The 17426-nt window shown below is 71.2% G+C and carries 17 protein-coding genes; 5 read left to right on the top strand and 12 right to left on the bottom strand.

Features of this window, described 5'->3' with window-relative positions:
- Positions 1-87 precede the first annotated feature (87 nt).
- From OG870_RS16235 to OG870_RS16205, 7 genes are all read right to left on the bottom strand, one after another.
- Positions 88-1098 (bottom strand): N-acetylglucosamine kinase, encoded by a 1011-nt coding sequence (locus tag OG870_RS16235; protein WP_266514529.1) that lies wholly within the window; start codon positions 1096-1098, stop codon positions 88-90.
- On the bottom strand, positions 1089-2354 hold the full coding sequence (locus OG870_RS16230) for a 6-phospho-beta-glucosidase (protein WP_266514526.1): 1266 nt from the start codon (positions 2352-2354) through the stop codon (positions 1089-1091). Before OG870_RS16230 ends, OG870_RS16235 begins: the two co-directional genes overlap by 10 nt.
- A 7-nt stretch (positions 2355-2361) precedes the next feature.
- Positions 2362-3255, bottom strand: coding sequence for a carbohydrate ABC transporter permease (locus tag OG870_RS16225; protein WP_266514523.1), 894 nt, complete (start codon positions 3253-3255; stop codon positions 2362-2364).
- A 2-nt stretch (positions 3256-3257) separates the two neighbouring features.
- A complete protein-coding gene (locus tag OG870_RS16220) occupies positions 3258-4199 on the bottom strand; it encodes a carbohydrate ABC transporter permease (RefSeq protein WP_266514520.1) in 942 nt (313 codons plus the stop codon).
- A 7-nt stretch (positions 4200-4206) separates the two neighbouring features.
- Positions 4207-5544, bottom strand: coding sequence for an ABC transporter substrate-binding protein (locus OG870_RS16215; RefSeq protein WP_266514517.1), 1338 nt, complete (start codon positions 5542-5544; stop codon positions 4207-4209).
- A gap of 86 nt (positions 5545-5630) precedes the next feature.
- Positions 5631-6860 (bottom strand): ROK family transcriptional regulator, encoded by a 1230-nt coding sequence (locus OG870_RS16210; protein WP_266514514.1) that lies wholly within the window; start codon positions 6858-6860, stop codon positions 5631-5633.
- A gap of 214 nt (positions 6861-7074) precedes the next feature.
- On the bottom strand, positions 7075-8172 hold the full coding sequence (locus OG870_RS16205; RefSeq protein ID WP_266514511.1) for a mechanosensitive ion channel family protein: 1098 nt from the start codon (positions 8170-8172) through the stop codon (positions 7075-7077).
- A gap of 321 nt (positions 8173-8493) precedes the next feature.
- Here OG870_RS16205 and OG870_RS16200 point away from each other — a divergent pair, with 321 nt between their 5' ends.
- Positions 8494-9030 carry an HNH endonuclease gene (locus tag OG870_RS16200; protein WP_266514508.1) on the top strand — a complete coding sequence of 179 codons (537 nt, stop codon included), beginning with the start codon at positions 8494-8496 and terminating at the stop codon, positions 9028-9030.
- 94 nt (positions 9031-9124) lie between these two features.
- Here the strand turns inward: OG870_RS16200 and OG870_RS16195 are convergent, their stop codons facing one another.
- The 3 genes from OG870_RS16195 to OG870_RS16185 are packed head-to-tail and all read right to left on the bottom strand — an operon-like array spanning position 9125 to position 11729.
- Entirely contained in the window at positions 9125-10483 is a 1359-nt protein-coding gene (locus OG870_RS16195) for an ABC transporter permease (protein ID WP_266584546.1), read from the bottom strand.
- Positions 10480-11199, bottom strand: a complete 720-nt coding sequence (locus OG870_RS16190) for an ABC transporter ATP-binding protein (protein WP_266840386.1) — start codon at positions 11197-11199, stop codon at positions 10480-10482. The genes OG870_RS16195 and OG870_RS16190 overlap by 4 nt, the downstream gene beginning before the upstream one ends.
- A complete protein-coding gene (locus tag OG870_RS16185) occupies positions 11196-11729 on the bottom strand; it encodes a PadR family transcriptional regulator (protein ID WP_266840388.1) in 534 nt (177 codons plus the stop codon). The genes OG870_RS16190 and OG870_RS16185 overlap by 4 nt, the downstream gene beginning before the upstream one ends.
- Before the next feature lie 197 nt (positions 11730-11926).
- Between OG870_RS16185 and OG870_RS16180 the strand changes: the two genes are divergently transcribed.
- The 3 genes from OG870_RS16180 to OG870_RS16170 all read left to right on the top strand — a co-directional run bounded on the left by OG870_RS16180 (position 11927) and on the right by OG870_RS16170 (position 14560).
- The gene (locus OG870_RS16180; RefSeq protein ID WP_405624339.1) at positions 11927-12157 is read left to right on the top strand and encodes a hypothetical protein; all 231 of its coding nucleotides are present in this window, start codon (positions 11927-11929) and stop codon (positions 12155-12157) included.
- Positions 12158-14251, top strand: a complete 2094-nt coding sequence (gene malQ, locus OG870_RS16175) for a 4-alpha-glucanotransferase (RefSeq protein ID WP_266840390.1) — start codon at positions 12158-12160, stop codon at positions 14249-14251.
- A gap of 63 nt (positions 14252-14314) precedes the next feature.
- Positions 14315-14560, top strand: a complete 246-nt coding sequence (locus tag OG870_RS16170; RefSeq protein ID WP_266514493.1) for a hypothetical protein — start codon at positions 14315-14317, stop codon at positions 14558-14560.
- Between the two features lie 66 nt (positions 14561-14626).
- Here OG870_RS16170 and OG870_RS16165 read toward each other — a convergent pair whose 3' ends face one another.
- Entirely contained in the window at positions 14627-15226 is a 600-nt protein-coding gene (locus tag OG870_RS16165; protein ID WP_266840392.1) for a TetR/AcrR family transcriptional regulator, read from the bottom strand.
- A 114-nt stretch (positions 15227-15340) separates the two neighbouring features.
- Between OG870_RS16165 and OG870_RS16160 the strand changes: the two genes are divergently transcribed.
- Entirely contained in the window at positions 15341-16810 is a 1470-nt protein-coding gene (locus OG870_RS16160; protein WP_266840394.1) for an FAD-dependent monooxygenase, read from the top strand.
- 1 nt (position 16811) lies between these two features.
- On the opposite strand, the gene OG870_RS16155 is transcribed toward OG870_RS16160, so the two are convergent.
- Complete coding sequence (locus tag OG870_RS16155) at positions 16812-17327, bottom strand: MarR family winged helix-turn-helix transcriptional regulator (protein ID WP_266840396.1); 516 nt, start codon at positions 17325-17327, stop codon at positions 16812-16814.
- Positions 17328-17426: the final 99 nt, after the last annotated feature.

Here is a 17426-nt window from a genome sequence, read left to right as displayed (position 1 = left end):
GACCTCCCCCATGGTCATCCGTCGCCGCCAGTATCCCTGCCGGATGCCTCCGGCGGGAGGGCAGGGGCTCGCATCACCCCCTGCCCATCAATACGTCGTGGGAATCGGATCGGTTCCGTCCTGGGGGCCGTCCTCGAAGTGGGCGCGCACCCTGTCATGCACCCCCTGTCCCGCGTGGACCCGGTCAAGCCCCAGCAGTGCCGCCCCCAGCACCGGGCTCGCCGTCACCACCCGGGCCACCGCCTTCGGGGCGCGGGCCGCCAGCAACTCCTTGATCCCATCGTTGAGTTGGGGGTGCTGGGCGGCCAGTACGCCGCCGCCGAGCAGGACCGGGGTCTCCTCCTCCAGCAGATCGAGGCGGGTCAGAGCCACCGTCGCCATCGCCACCACCTCGTCCGCGAGCCGGTCGACGATCGCGCGGGCGATCGGGTCGCCGTCCGCGGCCGTGGCGAACAGGACCGGTGTCAGCTCGTGGCGGCGGGGAGGCGCCACCTCTTCGAGGTGCAGCGCCTCGATGAGCGCGAGCATCGTGTCGTGGCCGAAGTGGGCGGGCAGGACGCGGGCGAGAGCCGTCGGTGCGCCGCGGCCGTCCTCCGCGCGGGCCGCGTACCACAGCGCCTCCTCCGCCAGCCCCCAGCCGCCGCCCCAGTCGCCGGAGATACGGCCGAGTGCGGGGAAGCGGGCGGTGCGGCCGTCGGGGCGCATGCCGACGCAGTTGATCCCGGCGCCGCAGACGACGGCGACCCCCCGGGGTTCGGTGATGCCGGCGCGCAGGATGGCGAAGGTGTCGTTGCGGACCTCCACCTGCGCGCCCCACGCGCGCGCCTGCAGCGCGGCCGCCAGCTGCTCCTCCTCCACGGGGAAGTCGGCGTTGGCGAGGCACGCGGAGACATGGTCGACCGACTCCACCCCGGCGGCGGCGAAGGCGCTGCACACCGCGGCGGCGAGGGCGTCCACCGCCGCGTCCACGCCCACCACCGGCGGCCGGAACCCCCCGCCGCGGGCCGTGGCGAGGACGGTTCCGTCCGCCGCCACGACCGCGACATCGGTCTTGCTGTTGCCCGCGTCGACGGCGAGGACACGTGCGGTCATGCCCACGCGAGATGCTCCCGGTTGTGTGCGATCAGTCGGTCGGTCAGGCCTTCGGCGTACTCGTACTGGCCGATGAGGGGGTGGGAGAGCAGGGCCCGGAAGACCCGGTCGCGGCCGCCCCGCAGCGCCGCCTCCAGAGCCAGGTCCTCGTACGCCGTCACGTTCGCCATCAGGCCCGCGTACAGCGGGTCCACGGACGGCACGGCGAGCGGGAGCGGTCCCTTGGGACCGACCGCCGACTGCACCTCGATCACCGCGTCGTCCGGCAGGAACGGCAGCGTGCCCTTGTTGTAGGCGTTCACCACCTGGTACGGGCTGCCGCCCGCGCCCAGCAGCGAGGCCGCCAGATCCACGGCCGCCTCCGAGTAGTAGGCGCCGCCGCGCTGGGCGAGCAGGGCCGGCTTCTCGTCCAGGGCCGGGTCGGCGTACATCTTCAGCAGGCGCCGCTCCATCTCGGCGACCTCGGCGGCCCGGGAGGGCTTGGTGCGCAGCTCCCGTACGACCTCGTCGTGGGCGTAGAAGTAGCGCAGGTAGTACGACGGGACCACGCCCAGGCGGTCGAGCACGGCCCGGGGCAGCCGCAGGTCGGCGGCGATCGAGTCGCCGTGCTCGGCCAGCAGCTTGGGCAGGACGTTCTCGCCCTCGGGGCCGCCGAGACGTACGCCGGTCTCCCAGGTGAGGTGGTTGAGGCCCACGTGGTCGAGGTGGACGTCGGCAGGTGAGACGCCGAGCCGGTCCGCGAACTTCCGCTGGAAGCCGATCGCGACGTTGCACAGGCCGACCGCCTTGTGGCCCGCCTGCAGCAGGGCACGGGTGACGATGCCGACCGGGTTGGTGAAGTCGATGATCCAGGCGTCCGGGTTGGTGCGACGGACCCGTTCCGCGATGTCCAGGACGACCGGGACCGTGCGCAGCGCCTTGGCCAGGCCGCCCGCGCCGGTCGTCTCCTGGCCGACGCAGCCGCACTCCAGGGGCCACGTCTCGTCCTGCTCGCGGGCCGCCTGACCGCCGACGCGCAGCTGCAGCAGCACGGCGTCGGCGCCGTCCACGCCGGCGTCCAGGTCGTCGGTCGTCACGATCCGGCCGCCGTGCCCCTGCCTGGCGAAGATACGGCGGGCCAGACCGCCCACCAGCTCCAGGCGTTCGGGCGCCGGGTCGACGAGGACCAGTTCCTCGACGGGCAGGGTGTCACGCAACCGGGCGAAGCCGTCGATGAGTTCGGGTGTGTAGGTCGAGCCTCCGCCGACCACGGTGAGTTTCATGTGTGGCTTAACCCTTCACTCCGGTGAGCGTGACGCCCTCGACGAATGCCTTCTGCGCGAAGAAGAAGACGAGGATCACGGGGGCCATGACCAGCACGGTCGCGGCCATGGTGAGGTTCCAGTCGGTGTGGTGGGCGCCCTTGAAGGACTCCAGGCCGTAGGAGAGGGTCCAGGCGCCCGGGTTCTCCGAGGCGTAGATCTGCGGGCCGAAGTAGTCGTTCCAGGCGTAGAAGAACTGGAAGAGGCCCACGGCCGCGATGCCCGGCTTGGCCATGGGCAGGACGACCTTCAGGAGGGTCCTGAAGTCGCCGCAGCCGTCCACCTTCGCCGCGTCGATGTACTCGTTCGGGATGGTCATCAGGAACTGGCGCAGCAGGAAGATGGAGAACGCGTCACCGAACGCCATCGGGATGATCAGCGGCCACAGGGTGCCCGACAGGTCCAGCTGCTTCGCCCAGAACAGGTACATCGGGATGATGATCACCTGCGGCGGCAGCATCATCATCGAGATCACCAGCATGAGCGACAGACTGCGGCCCCGGAAGCGGAACTTGGCGAGCGCGTAGGCCACCGGGATCGACGACACCACGGTGAGGACCGTGCCAAGGCCCGCGTAGATCAGCGTGTTCTTCCACCAGGTCAGAAAGCCCGGGGTGTCGAAGACCTTCTTGTAGTTGGACCACTCCCAGGTGTGCGGGATCAGGTCCCGGCTGAGTGCCTGGGTGTCGCTCATCAGCGAGGTCAGGAACACGAACACGAAGGGCAGCACGAAGAAGAGCGCCGCCGCCACGCCGAGGGAGTGGATCGCCACCCACTCCAGGAGCGACCGGCGGCGGGCCGTGCGCTCGGCGGGGGAGACGGGTGCCTTCAACCGCACGGGTTTGTCCAGTACTTGGGCCATGGTCAGTCACCTGCCAGGTTGAGACCGCCCCGGCGCCGCATCAGGAACGCGGTGAACACCATGGACAGGGCGAAAAGGACCAGGGCGACGACACACGCGGAGCCGTAGTCGAAGCGTTGGAAGCCGAGGTTGTAGACGAGCTGGGGGAGGGTGAGGGTCGACTTCTCCGGGTAGCCGGGCTCGAACTGGGTGCCCGCGCCCTGGATCACGCCCGAGGCGACCTTTCCGGCGATGAGCGGCTGTGTGTAGTACTGCATCGTCTGGATCACGCCGGTGACGACGGCGAACATCACGATCGGCGAGATGTTCGGCAGCGTCACGTACCGGAACCGCTGCCACGCCGACGCGCCGTCCAGCTCCGCGGCCTCGTACTGCTCCTGGGGCACGTCGAGCAGTGCGGCCATGAAGATGACCATCAGGTCGCCGATGCCCCACAGGGCGAGCAGGGTGAGGGCGGGCTTGGACCAGGTGGGGTCGTTGAACCAGCCCGGGGCCGGAATGCCGACCTTTTCGAGGATCGAATTGACCGGGCCCGTACCGGGGTTGAGAAGGAATGCGAACGCCATCGTGGCGGCCACCGGCGGGGCGAGATAGGGCAGATAGAAGAGGGTGCGGAAGACCCCCGTACCCGTCTTTATCTTGGTGATCAGAAGGCCGACCCCGAGACCGAAGAGGACCCTCAGGGTCACCATGACCAGGACCAGCCACAGGGTGTTGCGCAGGGCCGGCCAGAAGAAGGGATAGTGCTCGAAGACGTACGTCCAGTTCTTCGTCCCGCTCCACGTCGGCGGTTTGAAGCCGTCGTAGTGCATGAAGGAGAAATAGACCGTCGAGATCAGCGGATACGCGAAGAAGACAGCGAAGCCGATCAACCAGGGCGACATGAAGGCGGCCGTGCGCAGGGCCTGCTTCCTGCGCTTCGACGCCAGGGTGACGGTGCTCATCGTCGGCCTACTTCGCCTGCGCGATGTCCGTGTCGATCTGCGCGGCCGTCTTCTTCAGGCCGGCCTTCAGGTCGCTGACCTTTCCGCTCTCGTAGTCGTAGCCGAAGTTCTGGATCGTCGCGAGGTACACGCCGCCGTTGATGGACGCCGGTGACGTGGTCGAGTTCGGGTTCGCGGCGATGTCCAGGAACGTCTTGAAGCGCGGGTCGTACTTCAGTTTCGGGGACTTCAGGGCGGCCAGCGTCGAGGGCACGTTGTGGATGGCGTTGGAGAAGTTCACCACCGCGTCCGTGTCCGTGGTCATGTACTTCACCAGCTCCCAGGCCGCGTTCTGCTTATGGCTCGCGGCGGAGACGCCGGTGATGGTGCCGGTGATGTAGCCCTTGCCGTACTGGTCGGCCCGGTCGTCGGGGACGGGCAGCGGGGCCACGCCGATGTCGAACTTCGGCTTTGCTTCCACGGCCATTCCCAGGCGCCATTCACCGTCCAGCTGCATGGCCACCTGGCCGGTGTGGAAGGGGTGCTTGACACCCCATTCGTCGCCGAGCTTGGAGCGGTAGGTCTCCAGCTTCCTGAAACCGCCGAGTTCGTCGACGAGCTTCTTCTGGAGCTTGAATCCGGCCTCGAAAGCCGGGTCGGTGGCGAGCTGCGACTTGCCGGCCTTGTCGAAGTACGTCGGGGAGAACTGCCCGAAGTAGTGCTCGGTCGTCGTCTCCCAGCCATGGTAGTCCGGCATGAAACCGAGCTGCTTGTAGCTGTCGCCCTGGGCGATGGTCAGCTTCTTGGCGTCGGCCGCGAATTCGGACCAGGTCTTCGGCGGGTTCTTGATGCCGGCCTTCGCGAAGGCCGTCTTGTTGTAGTAGAGCCCGTACGCGTCACCCAGCAACGGCGCCGTGCAGCGGTTTCCGTCGAACTGGGTGTATTCGTTCATCGCCTTCGGGAACGTCGTCTCCGGGTCGATCCCCGCCTTCTTGAAGAAGGGGTTGAGGTCGACCAGTGCACCCGACGAGCAGAATTTGCCGACGTTGTTGGTGGTGAAGGAGGAGATGACGTCCGGAGCCTTGTCACCGCCCGTCCGCAGCGACTGGTTGATCTTGTCGTCGGTCATGTTGGCGACGACGTTCACATGGATGTTGGGGTGCGCCTTCTCGAAGCCGGAGATCAGGGAGTTGACGGCCTTCACTTCATTGGGCGCGCTCCACGCGTGCCAGAAGTTGATGGTCGTGTCCTTCGAGGCGTCGTCGTCGGCGCCGGAGGAGGACTGGCCGGTACAGGCGGTGGCGAGGAGGGCGAGGGAGGCGGAGGCGGCGAGAGCGAGGGCCGCTTTCCGGGATATTCCGGGCATGGCGAGGTCTCCCAGGGGCGGGACGGGGTGGGTGAGGGAAGGCGGGGGGTGAGTTCGGAGGGTGCGCGAGAAGGTGTACGGGCTGGTCAGCGGGAGGTGTCGAAGACCTCGTCGCGGGTGGCCACCAGGGCGCTCTCCAACGCGCCCCGCAGCACGGGGTGTTCACGGACGTCGCCGACCACGAGCCGGGGCCGGGAGGCGGCCAGTTCCTCCAACTCGGCCTGGACCAGGGCGCGGAGCACTTCGCCGCCCACGGTGAGCGAGCTGCCGCTGAGGACGACGAGTTCCGGGTCGAGGACGGAGACGAGGGAGGCGAGACCGGTGGCGAGGTGCGTCGCGTAGGTCTCCAGCAGCTGCCGGTGCGGGTCGGCACCGCTCTCGTGGGCTTCGTGGGCTTCGGCGGCGCGGGCGACGAGAGTCGCGGCGACCTCGGCGTACGGGCCGGTCGGGATCTCCTCGATGCCCAGCCGGCGGGCCAGCTTGGGGATGGCCTGCGAACCGGCCAGCTCCTGGTAACCACCGCTGTTGGCCTTGGTCACCTGCCGGACCAGGGGTGCGCCCGGCACCGGCAGGAAGCCGACCTCGCCCGCGCCGCCGGTCCAGCCGCGGTGCAGCCGCCCGCCGAGGACCAGGGCGGCGCCGAGGCCGCCCTCGTTCCACAGCAGCACGAAGTCCTCGTGCCCGCGGGCCGCGCCCAGCCGTTGTTCGGCGACGGCGGCGAGGTTGACGTCGTTCTCGTACTCGACCGGCATCGGGAGGGCGGCGGCGAGTTCGTCGAGGAGGGTCGGGGTGTGCCAGCCCGGGAGGTGGGAGGCGTAGCGCAGCCGGCCGGTGTTGGGGTCGAAGGCGCCCGGGGTGCCGATGACGAGCCGGTGGACGTCGTCACGGGCGAGCCCCGCGGCCTTCACGGCGCCGTCGAGGGCGTCGGTGACCTGTCGGACGACGGGCTGGGTGGGCCGCCTTCCCGGGGTGGCCAGTTCGTACGACCCCACCCTGCGGCCGGTGATGTCGGCGACGGCGGCGAGGACGCGCTCGGGGGTGACGTCGAGTCCGGCGGCGTACGCGGCGGCCGGATTGACCTCGTAGAGCTGGGCGTTGGGGCCGGGGCGTCCCTCGGTGGTGCCGGTGGCGAGGACGAGGCCGGCCGCCTCCAGGCGGGCGAGCAGTTGGGAGGCGGTCGGCTTGGAGAGGCCGGTGAGCTTGCCGATCCGGGTGCGGGACAGGGGCCCGTGCTCCAGGAGGAGGTCCAGGGCGGCGCGGTCGTTCATGGCGCGCAGGACGCGCGGGGTTCCCGGCGTACCGGCTGTTCCTGCCATGTGGTCGACACCTGCCTTTCGACTGCCCAGCTCGACTGCTCAGCTTCTCACTGATCACTGTGCGGGTGGCCGTTGATCACTGTTAGGAAAGTTTCCTATTGGCTGGAGAGGAACGTAAGCCCAGGGCGAAGGAGGCGTCAATAGGAACCGCCCCCGAGGCAACAGACTCGTTACCTCGGGGGCGGTGGGAGTGGGTGGTGGGGCCGGCCGGCCCCTACTTGGGCGCCGCCGAGCGCTGCTGGGCGAGCGGCGATGCGGCCGCCGCCTGCGGGGAGTCGGGGTTGGAGAGCGCCGAGGGGGCCGAGACCGCTGCCGTCGGGTCGACGGGCTCCTCGTCCAGCGGGGCCGTCGCGCCGCCCACGATGCGGATGTTCGCGGCGTCGAAGGCGCGCTTGACGCGCCAGCGCAGCTCGCGTTCCACGGTGAGGGACTTGCCGGGCATGGTCTTCGCGGAGACCCGCACCACCATCGAGTCGAGGAGCACGCTGTCCAGGCCGAGGACCTCGATCGGGCTCCACAGGAGCTCGTTCCAGGGCTCCTCCGCGCTCATCTTCTCGGCGACCTCGTCGAGGGTGGACTTCACCCGGTCCAGTTCCTCGTTCGCCTTCACGGTCACGTCCACGCCGGCCGTCGCCCAGCCCTGGGAGAGGTTGCCGATGCGCTTGACCTCGCCGTTGCGGACGTACCAGATCTCGCCGCTGGCGCCGCGCAGCTTGGTCACGCGCAGGCCGACCTCGATCACCTCGCCGGAGGCGACGCCCGCGTCGATCGTGTCACCGACCCCGTATTGGTCCTCCAGGATCATGAAGACGCCGGAGAGGAAGTCCGTGACCAGGTTGCGGGCGCCGAAACCGATCGCCACGCCCGCGACACCGGCGGAGGCCAGCAGCGGGGCCAGGTTGATCTGGAACGCGGCCAGGATCATCAGTGCCGCGGTGCCCATGATCGCGAAGGAGGCGACCGAGCGCAGCACCGAGCCGATCGCCTGGGAGCGCTGGCGCCGGCGCTCGGTGTTGACCAGCAGTCCACCGAGCGCCGTGCCGTCCACGGCCTGGGCGGTGCGGGTCATGCGGTCTATCAGCTTGGTGATCGCCCGCTGCACGACCGCTCTCAGCACCCCGGCGATCACCAGGATCAGCAGGACCCTGAGACCGATGGCGAGCCAGGTGGACCAGTTCTGCTCGACCCAGCTGGCGGCGTTGGTCGCGCTCTGCTGGGCGTCCTGGAGCGTGGGGACCGCCGGGGTCGTCGACTCCGAGGGAGTCGGCGACGGCGACGAACCGGCGGCCAGTAGGACGGCGGGCAAGGACACGGCAGGTACCTCCAGGTGCTGCGGTCCGCCGTCCGGTTCCGGATTGGTCAAGGTCACGGAAAGGTCACCGGACGGGCGGGTCCACCACACTATCGGGGCATCGTGTGCGAATTCTTGCAGCCTTCGGGGGAGAGTAGGTGCCCATCGGGGGATGAGCAGGTGGGATAAACCATCGCCCCTTCGGGGGATGAATCAGATGTGGTCGAAAACACTCCCAGCCCGTTACCGGGACATGGTGGCGCTTCCACCAGGCCAGAGGGGAGACTGGCTACAGATCGTCCCGGCGCGAGCCACGCGCCGCCGACGCACAAGGAGGCATCCGTGCCGCACGTCCTGGTCCTCAACGCGTCGTACGAGCCACTCGGCGTCGTACCGCTTCGTCGCGCGCTCGTCCTCGTCCTGGAGAACAAGGCTGTCTCCCTGGAGGAATCCGGCGCCTTCATGCACAGCGCAACCGTCACAGTCCCCGCACCCAGCGTGGTCCGGCTCAAGCGATTCGTCCGGGTTCCCTATCGGGGGCCCGTTCCTCTTACCCGGCGGGCGCTCTTCGCGCGCGACGGGGGCCGGTGCATGTACTGCGGTGGCGTCGCAACCAGCGTCGACCACGTCATCCCGCGCAGCCGCGGGGGCAAACACGTCTGGGACAACGTGGTGGCGTCCTGCCGCCGCTGCAACCACGTGAAGGCCGACCGACATCTATTCGAGATCGGCTGGCGGCTGCGCCACAAACCCGCTCCACCCACCGGACTGGCCTGGCGCATCATCGGCACCGGCCATAGGGACCCGCGCTGGCTGCCGTACTTGCAGCCATACGGCGCGGAGGCCGCCATGGCCCGGATCGACGGCATTTCAGCCTGACGATCCGGGCTTTCGCATAGCTCCGGTGGCGGGGCGTGCCGCACGCGGTCCGGTCCGGGAGCCCCCCGTACTCCCGGACCGGACAGTCATCCGCTCATGCGTAGCGCAGCTCGGCCGGGCGGACCGAGCGGCGCAGCAGAGGGAGCGAGGTGGCTGCCGCCAGCAGGCAGCACGCGTACACGGCGACGGGCACCAGGAGCATGCCCCACGGCACCGGCGCGGCGATGTAGTCCGTGCTGAGCGAGGCGTACCAGGCGCCGATCCCCAGGCCGCCGATGCCCGCCACCGCGACCGCGGGGGCCAGCGGCAGCGCGGTCTCCAGGAGCAGTGCCCGGGCCAGCACGCCGTGCGGTACTCCGGCGGCGGACTGCGCGGCCAGACCCCGGCGCCGGGTGGCGAGGGACTCGGCGGTGCCGACGGCGAGGCCGGTGAGGACGAGCGCGAGGGCGACCAGGATCGCGGCGGCCGTCAGGTCGATGCCCGTCGTGTAATACGTCATGCTCGCGGCCAGGTGTCCTTCACGGCGTATGGCGTGCAGCTCGGTGAGCAGCACCTGCCGTACGCCGACGAAGCCCGAGCCCACGACCGTCACCAGCAGTACCGCCGCATGCGTACGGGCTGCCGCCCACGGGTCCTCGCACATCCGTTCCGCCGCGATCAGCACCGCCGGGCGGCGGGTGCGGGCGGCCAGGCCCGCGCCCAGCTGCCGGGACGACGAGCCGGACAGCCACACCGCCGTGCAGCTGACGAGCAGCGTCAGGACGATCAGCGCCGGCGGGCCGGGGGTGAAGGCGGAGGAGTCGCTGAAGAGCGGGGCCGCGACGAGGAACAGCAGCGTCGCCGCCAGCAGCCAGGTCGCCGACTTGAACAGCCGTCCCGGGCCCCGCGTGGCCCGCACCCGCCGTACCCACCCGAGCGGGGAGGCCACCACCCGGCGCAGCGACAGGGCGCTCACGGCCGCGCCCAGCACGGGTACGGCCGCGGCCACCAGGACGATGCCCGCCCAGGCCGCGGCCGAGGGGCGCGACCACAGAGCCAGCAGCAGCGGCACGAAGGCGACCGTGGCCACCGCCGAACCGGCCAGACAGGCCGGCCCCGACTCCAGCGCCGCGATCCGCCGCACCTGCCCGGGAGAGGCTCCCGCGAGCCGCAGCGCGGCCAGCCGCCGGTCGCGGTGCACCGCTCCGATGCGCGCGCACTGGCCCAGGAACCCGAGCACCGGGATGAGCAGCAGCCCCAACGCGAAGATCACTCCGCGCCGGTCACTGTCGGAGTCGAGCAGCCCCGATCCGACGGACACGGAGTAGTACCCGTCCAGCGAGGCGAGCGAGACGACCGCGAGCCCGATGCCCGTCGCCAACGCCGCCCCGACCGCCGTCAGCCCGATCCGCCACCACTCCCGCCGGTCGGAGCCCCGCGTCAACAGCCAGGCCAGCCGAAGATCGGCCCTCATGCCGCCACCCCCGCGGGCGCCACAGCACCGTCGCTCAGCCGCACCTCGCGGTCCGCGTACGCGGCCACCTGGGCGTCGTGCGTGATCAGCAGCACCGACGTGCCCGCGTCCCGGGCCGTGTGCACCAGGGCCGCCATCACCTGCTCGCTCGCCAGGGAGTCCAGCGCTCCCGTCGGCTCGTCCGCGAAGACGACCTTCGGGCCGGTGACCAACGCCCGCGCCAGCGCCGTCCGCTGGGCCTGACCGCCGCTCATCTCACCGGGCCGCAGCGCCTCCTGCCCCCGTACGCCGAACCGCTCCAGCCACTCGCCGGCCTGCGCCTGCGCCTCGGCGCGCGGTGTTCCGGCGAGCATCAGCGGCAGCGCGACATTGTCCAGCGCCGTCAGCTCGGGAATCAGCTGCCCGAACTGGAAGACCACCCCGAAGTCGGTGCGGCGCAGCTCGCTCAGCCGCTTCTCCGGCAGCTGGTCGAGCCGCTGCCCGGCATAGGTCACCGCGCCCGCGTCCGGGCGGACGATGCCGGCCAGGCAGTGCAGCAGCGTGGACTTCCCGCTGCCGCTGGCCCCGGTCACGGCGAGGATCTCGCCGGCCCGCAACTCGACCGAGGCGCCGCGCAGGGCCTCGGTCCTGCCGTGCGCCTTCGTGAGGTCACGGGCCGCCAGCAGCGGCACCCCGCTGTCCGGGCCGTCCCCGTTGCTCAAGTCCCCGTTGCTCATGCTGCGTCGACCTCCGCGGTCAGGGTGGTGAGCCGGGCCGCCGTGGTGTTCATCCAACGGAGGTCGGCGTCGAGGTGGTTGAGGGCGTAGTCCGCCGAGAGCACGGTCGCGAGGTCGGCACTCCCGGCGGTCTTGACCGCCGTGAGCTCCCGCATCCGCTCCATGTGCGCGGCGCGCTGCGCGGCCAGGTAGCCGGCCGGGTCGCCGCCGGACAGGATCGAGACGACGACCTTGGCGAAGATCTCGTTCGTCACGAACGGTGCGGGCGGGGCGACCTCCGCGGCCCACTGGGTCAGTTCGCGCGTTCCGTCCTCGGTCGAGCGGTATGTCGTCCGCTCCGGGCCGCCGTCCGAGTCGGTGCCCTCGACCTGGGCGAGGCCGTCCCGGACCAGGCGCTGCAGGGTCGTGTAGACCTGCCCGTAGGCCAGTGGACGGGCCTGCGGAAAACGTTCGTCGTGGCGTCGCTTGAGGTCGTAGCCATGGCTCGACCCCGAGGCGAGCAGCCCCAGCAGGATATGGCGGGTGCTCATGGCGATCATTATGCACTCGATACATGTACTGAGTGAATAGTGGGGGGAGGTTCGCTGCCCCGCGGCGCTCCCGGTATGGAGGAGAAGTGGAGCAGAATGTGACAAGAGGCACCTGGTTCGATCCCGTACGTCTGCCGCCGCGCGCACGGGGTAGGGCTGCGGTAACCCGTTGCCCGTACCCGACAAGGAGGCCCCTCGTGGCCGCACCGGCTTACCCCCTCTCCAAACCCGTGGCGCAGCTGCCGTCCTTCGAACCCGAGCCGCACTTCTGCGTCTTCAGTGCGGAGGGCGCCTGCGCCGAGATCCCGTTGACCAGCGAACCGCCCCTGCCCGACGCCGAGCCCCTCACCAGCGAGCCGCCCCTCGCCGACGCGGCGCACCTGACCAGCGAGGCGGTGGCCCCCGAGCCGGACTGCACGAGGCCCTAGATGGCAGCAGCAGCGCAGGGATCGCCCGAGCCGCCCGCCGAGGACCTGTCCCGGCTCGCCGCTCTGTACGGCGTCGCCACCTCCTACAGCCCCTCCCCGGACCGCACGGTCGCGGCCTCGGCCACCGCCGTCACCCTCGTCCTGGCCGCCCTCGGCGTCGACACGGGCACCCCCGAGGCCACCCGTGCCGCACTCGCCGACCGCGAGCGGGAGCTGGGCGAGCGGCTGCTGCCGCCGACGGTGGTGCTCTGGAGCGGCGGTACGTCCCCCGCGCTCGCGGCCCTCCCGGACGGCACCCGGCTGCGCATCGAGACCGAACAGGGCGAGACGCGTGCGTCCGCCGAGCAACTCCCGCCCGGGGTCCACCGGTTGACGGCCACCGTGCCCGACGGCCGTACCGCGGCAGCCCACTTGGTCGTCGCCCCCGACCGGCTGCCCACGCCGGCCGCCCGCTCGTACGGTCTGCTCGTCCAGCTCTACTCCCTGCTCTCGCACCGCTCATGGGGCATGGGCGACCTCGGCGATCTCGCCGAACTCGCCGCCTGGGCCGGGCGTGCCCTCGGCGCGGGCTTCGTCCAGGTCAACCCGCTGCACGCGGCCGTGCCCGGTGCCCCCACCGACCCGTCTCCCTACCGCCCCTCCTCCCGCCGCTTCCCCGACCCCGTGCACCTGCGCGTCGAGGACATCCCCGAGTACGCCTACGTCGAGGACCGCGAGCGTCTGCGCGCGCTGCTCGGGCGCGCCGCCGGACTGCGCGAATCGGTGCTGGAGAAGGGCGCGTTGATCGACCGGGACGCGGTCTGGGCGCTCAAGCGGCAGGCGCTGGAGCTGATCCGCGAGGTGGAGCCGGGGCCCGGTCGGCGTGCCGCGTACGTTGACTTCCTCGCCGAGGAGGGCGAGGCCCTGGAGGACCACGCCACGTGGTACGCCCTCGCCGAGGTGCACGGCTCCGACTGGAGCCGGTGGCCGGTCGCCCTGCGCGACCCCCGGTCGGCCGAGACGGCGCGCGCCCGCGGGGAGTTGATGGACCGGGTCGACTTCCACTCCTGGCTGGCCTGGCTCACCGACGCCCAGCTCACCGACGCCCAGCGCGCCGCGCGCGAGGCCGGGATGACGGTCGGGATCGTGCACGACCTGGCGGTCGGAGTGCATCCCGGGGGCGCCGACGCCTGGGCGCAGCAGGAGTACTTCGCCGCCGGGATGTCGGTGGGCGCGCCACCGGACGCCTTCAACGCGCGCGGCCAGGACTGGGGCCTGCCGCCCTGGAGACCGGACCGCCTCGCCGAGTCCGGCTACGAGCCGTACCGCCGCCTGCTGAAGGCGCTCTTCCGCTACGCCGGCGCCCTGCGCATCGACCACGTCATGGGCCTGTTCCGCCTCTGGTGGGTGCCGCAGGGACACCCGCCGACCGAGGGGACGTACGTCCGCTACGACGCCGAGGCCATGCTCGCCGTCCTCGTGCTGGAGGCCTCGCGCGCCGGAGCCGTCGTCATCGGCGAGGACCTGGGCACGGTCGAGCCCGGCGTACGCGAGACGCTGCGCGAGCGCGGGGTGCTCGGCACGTCCGTCCTGTGGTTCGAACGGGACTGGGACGGCGACGGCCGCCCGCTGCCCCCGGAACGCTGGCGCGCCGACTGTCTGGCCACCGCCACCACCCACGACCTGCCGCCCACCGCCGCGCGCCTCACCGGCGAGCACGTCGAACTCCGCGACAGTCTGGGCCTGTTGACCCGTCCGCTGGAGGAGGAGCGCGCGGAGGCGGCGGCCGACACGGGCGAATGGCTGGGCCTGCTGGCCCGCCTCGGTCTGCTGGACGGCACGGGTGGCGGCCACGGCACGTCGGAGGAGGAGGCCGAGATCCAGGCGGTCCACCGCTTCCTGCTCGCCACCCCGTCGCGCATGCTCGGCGTCTGGCTCCCCGACACGCTCGGCGACCGCCGTCCCCAGAACCTCCCCGGCACCTGGGACCAGTACCCGAACTGGCGACTCCCGATCGCGGACGCGGAGGGCCGCCCGGTGACCCTGGAGGAGCTGGCGGGATCGCCACGCCTGCACGCGTTGATCGATGTGCTGCGGGCGGGGCGGCCGGAGTAGGGCGGAGCCCGTACGGCACCCCCGGACGAGCGGGCCGATTCGTCGTTCGATACTTTTGGCACCGTGGACAAGAAGAACGCCCTGCGCGCCGGCGCCCTGGCTGCCGGTACGACGCTGATGATGCTGCTCATGACGTCCCCCGCGCTCGCGCTCACCCGCGACGACGGCGACGACCCCGGCCCGGGCCTGAGCGTCGGCGAGACGCTGGGCCTCTACGTTCTGGCCCCCCTCGCCCTGTTCGCGGTCATCGCGGGCCTGGTGATGGTTCTGGACAGGTCCAAGGACCGTCAGCCGAAGGCCAAGGCCTGACCTCACACTCGTTCGAGGGCGCCGGTCCCGCCGCAGGCGGGCGGGACCGGCGCCCTCGGCGTGTTCTCAGGGGCTCGGCGCAGTGAGATACCGCTGCAGGGTCGGTGCCAGCCATGCCACGATCTCCTCGCGGCTGAGCGCCACGGTCGCCGGAAACCGCAGCACGTAGCGCGTGAGCGCCAGCCCCAGCAGCTGCGCGGCACCGAGCGCGGCCCGCGCCGGGGCCTGTTCGGGATCGGGGCACACCTCGCGGGCGACCGGAATCAGCCGGTCCCGGAAGACGGACTGCATCCGCTCGGCCCCGGCGCGATTGGTCACCCCCACCCGGAGCAGGGCCGTCAGTACCTCGTTCTCCTCCCACATGCCGAGGAAATGCGCCACGAGCGTCCGGCCGACGTCCTGCCGCAGCAGCGAACCCGGATCCGGCATCGACAGATCGATGGAGACCGCCGCCGCGAACAGGCCCTCCTTGTTGCCGTAATAGCGCATCACCATGGACGGGTCGATGCCGGCGTCCTTGGCGATCGCGCGGATGGTGGCCCGCTCGTAGCCGTCGGCGGCGAAGCGTTCGCGGGCCGCGGCGAGGATGGCGTCACGGGTGTCCTTCGAACGGCGGCGGCCACCGCCGGTACCGGATTCCGTACTGCTGCTGTCACTGGCTCTCACATCAACAAGCGTAGGACAACGTCTGTTGGCCAACAAGTGTTGACTCCTTCGGACGGGCGCCCCTACTCTCGTCAACAAGCGTTGGCAAACAGGCGTTGGCAACAGGAGGCCACCATGAACGGCACCGGCACCAACAGCACCGGCACCAACAGCACCCGGCACCCCGTGATCGTCGTCGGCGCGGGCCCCGCCGGCCTTCTGCTGGCCGGAGATCTCGCCACCGCCGGTGTTCCCGTCACCCTTCTCGAAAAGCGCCCGCACTGCACCAGCAACCTCTCCCGCGCCTTCGTCCTGCACGCCCGTACCCTCGAACAGCTCGACGCCCGCGGTCTCGCCGACGGCCTGGAGTCGACCGGCCGCCGCCTCGACAGCCTGCGCCTCTTCGGCCGCCTCACCGTCGATCTCGGCACGCTCCCCTCCCGCTTCAACCACCTTCTCGTCATCCCGCAGTACGAGGTGGAGAAGACCCTGGAGCGGCGTGCCGTCGAGGCGGGCGTCGACTTCCGGTACGAGACCGAGCTGACCGGGCTGGCCCAGGACGCGGACGGGGTGACGGCCGAGGTCCGCGGACCCGGCGGGGAGGCGGACCGCCTGCGCGCCGCGTACGCCGTCGGCACGGACGGCATGCGCAGTGCCGTGCGCGAAGCGATCGGGCTGCCCTTCCCCGGTCGCTCCGTCATCCGTTCGGTCGTCCTCGCGGACGTGCGGCTGGCCGAGGAACCCGAGAACCTGCTGACCGTCAACGCCGTCGGCGACGCCTTCGCCTTCCTCGCGCCGTTCGGCGACGGCTACCACCGCGTCATCGCCTGGAACCGGGCCCGTGACGTCCCCGACAGCGAGCTCCTTGACCTGGATGAGGTCAAGGAGGTCACCCGGCTCGCCTTCGGCCGTGACTTCGGTATGCGCGACGCCCGCTGGATGTCCCGCTTCCACAGCGACGAACGCCAGGCGCCCGCCTACCGCGTGGGCCGCGTCTTCCTCGCCGGGGACGCCGCGCACGTCCACACCCCGGCCGGCGGCCAGGGCATGAACACCGGCCTGCAGGACTCGGCCAACCTGAGCTGGAAGCTCGCCGCCGTCGTCCAGGGTCACGCGGACGCGGCCCTCCTCGACACCTACCAGGCCGAGCGCCACCCCGTCGGCCGGGCCGTCCTGCGCAGCAGTGGCGGCATCGTCCGCCTCGCGATGGCCAAGCGCTCCTGGGAACTGGCGCTGCGGTCCGCGCTCACCACCTTCCTCGACACCGTCGGTCCCGCCCGGCGCAAGGGGGTCGGCCAGATCACGGGCATCGGCTACCGCTACCCCGCCCCCCGCGGCGCCCACCGCCTCACCGGCACCCGCGTCCCGGACGTCGCCCTGGAGGGCGGCCGCCTCTACGAGGCCCTGCGCGGCGGCCGGTTCGTGCTGATCACCCCGGAGGCGTACGAGGATCAGGGCGCCCGCAAGGACCGGCTGGCGGTGGAGCGCTGGGCGAGCGGCCGGCGCTCGACCGTCCTGGTCCGCCCCGACGGGTACGTGGCCTGGGCGGCGGACTCGGCGGACGCGGCGACGATCGAGGAGGCGGTCGCGCGCCACTTGGGCTGACTCAGGGCCGGCCGGCCCCCGTGGCCGTCCCCGCGAGCAACTCCCGCAGCAGGTCGGCCAGTTGGCCGGCCCGTTCGGCGCCCAGGGCGGACAGGGCCTCGGTCTCGGCGGCGAGGCCGGCGCCGACCGCCTCGTCGATGATGGCCAACCCCTTGTCCGTGAGCGTCACTTGGAGCGCACGGCGGTCGTGCGGGTCGGGGGAGCGGCGCAGCAGGCCGGCCCGCTCCAGTTTGTCGAGGCGGCCGGTCATGCCGCCCGTGGTGAGCATCAGCGTGCCGGACAGCTGGCGGGGCGAGAGGGTGTACGGCTCGCCGGAGCGGCGCAGCGTGGCGAGGACGTCGAACTCGCCGCGCGAGATCCCGTAGGGCGCGTACGCCCGCTCCATCCGGTCGCCCATCGTGCGCGACAGCCGGAAGATCCGCCCGAAGACCTCCATCGCGGCGGTGTCGAGATCGGGCCGCACCTCGGCCCACTGGCCGATGATCGCGTCGACGGGGTCGTTGTGCTGCGCAGTCATGCGGCGAGTATCCGTCCCATTCCGGTCGCCCGCAAGAAAGTGACTTGGCGATCAGTGACTTGATGGCCAGTGGCTTGACGGTAAGTAGCTTAGGGCTAA

It is taken from the genome of Streptomyces sp. NBC_00461 (assembly GCF_036013935.1).
Taxonomy (GTDB): Bacteria; Actinomycetota; Actinomycetes; order Streptomycetales; family Streptomycetaceae; genus Streptomyces.
The sequence above is the reverse complement of the archived record's forward strand: the minus strand, read 5'-3'. Positions and strand labels throughout refer to the sequence as shown.